Raw genomic sequence first — 1423 nt, 5'->3', positions numbered from 1 at the left:
TGAACCGACCCCCATAAGTTGGACACAACTTATGGGGGTATTTTTATGCGTTACGATCTAGACTTTAAGATGCAAGTCATCGCATACTATGAGCAAGGACATACCGGACTTGCCACAAGTGAGAAGTTTAAAATAGATCCAAAACTTGTACGTACATGGGTCAAGCAATATCAAAGCGGTGGTATAGAGGCTATCAAGCCAAAGACAAATAAGGCCAAATACAGCAGTGAATTTAAATACAAAGTGATAACCACCATGCTTAAGGAAGGATTAAGTCAATCCGAGGTCGCTTTAACATTTAACATCAGCTCACCGGCATTAATCAGTCATTGGCACAAAGCTTATAGGCTCCACGGTATGTCTGGACTAATATCCAAACCTAAAGGTAGAGTCGTCATGAGTAAGCCATATATCACAGACAAACCAGATGATGAAAAGAGCTTAGCAGAACTAAAGCGTGAGAATGAATACCTACGTGCAGAGGTTGCCTATCTAAAAAAGCTCGATGCCTTGCTCAAAGCGGAGGAACAAGCAGGCAAAAAGCAAGGCTCATCGAAGCACTGAGACAAGACCACCCTTTATCTGCTTTGCTAAACATCGCTAAGATGGCTAAAAGTGTCTTTTACTACCATAGGTGCCAGTTTGACGTCAAAGACAAATATGCAGACTTAAAACAGCGTATTACTGAGCTGTACCATCAGCACAAAGGCAGGTACGGCTATCGTAGAATAACGGCCATGCTAAAGCAGCTAGGTTATTATCACAACCACAAACTAGTTGCCAAGCTTATGCGTCATCTAAACTTAAGTGCACGGATTCGAAGGCAAAGGTACCGTTCTTATAAAGGCGTACAAGGCAAGATTGCAAAGAACCACTTAAAGCGTCAGTTTAATGCAGATAAACCAAACATACGCTGGCTGACTGATATTACTGAGTTTAAGGTGGGTGATCATAAGCTGTATTTATCGCCGATACTCGATTGTTATAACAATGAGATTGTCAGCTATACGCTGTCAAAAAGGCCGACTTATGACTTGGTGCGCAAAATGCTAGATAAGGCTTTAGATAGGATAGATACGTACCAGAACAACAGTTTAATGCTGCATTCAGATCAAGGGTGGCATTATCAAATGAGACCGTTTAACAAAGCGCTTAGACAGCACGGTATTAAGCAAAGTATGAGCAGAAAAGGCAACTGCTTAGATAATGCGCTTATGGAGGGGTTCTTCGGTACATTGAAGTGTGAGACGATTTATATTGATAAACCGAAAACGATTGAGCAGTTAGAACAACAGATTCATGAGTATATGCATTACTACAATAATGAACGTATTCAACTCAAACTAAAAGGACTGAGTCCTGTGCAGTACAGAACTCAGTCCTTGATATAAACTAAACCGTCCAATATTTGGGGGTCAGTTCA

The 1423-nt window shown here is 41.0% G+C and carries 2 protein-coding genes; both read left to right on the top strand.

Annotated elements, in window-relative coordinates:
• The first annotated feature begins 45 nt into the window (after nt 1-45).
• The gene (locus tag EI164_RS16140; RefSeq protein WP_192520990.1) at nt 46-564 is read left to right on the top strand and encodes a helix-turn-helix domain-containing protein; all 519 of its coding nucleotides are present in this window, start codon (nt 46-48) and stop codon (nt 562-564) included.
• Nucleotides 468-1391: an IS3 family transposase gene (locus tag EI164_RS16135; protein WP_192520991.1), complete on the top strand. Its 924-nt coding sequence runs from the start codon at nt 468-470 to the stop codon at nt 1389-1391. Before EI164_RS16140 ends, EI164_RS16135 begins: the two co-directional genes overlap by 97 nt.
• The last annotated feature ends 32 nt before the right edge of the window (nt 1392-1423 follow it).

The organism is Psychrobacter sp. FME13, from assembly GCF_014861395.1.
Taxonomy (GTDB): domain Bacteria; phylum Pseudomonadota; class Gammaproteobacteria; order Pseudomonadales; family Moraxellaceae; genus Psychrobacter.
The sequence above is the reverse complement of the archived record's forward strand: the minus strand, read 5'-3'. Positions and strand labels throughout refer to the sequence as shown.

Coding starts and splice junctions, on each gene's coding strand:
- EI164_RS16140 (WP_192520990.1), top strand. CDS start 46: ATGCGTTACGATCTAGACTTTAAGATGCAAGTCATCGCATACTATGAG.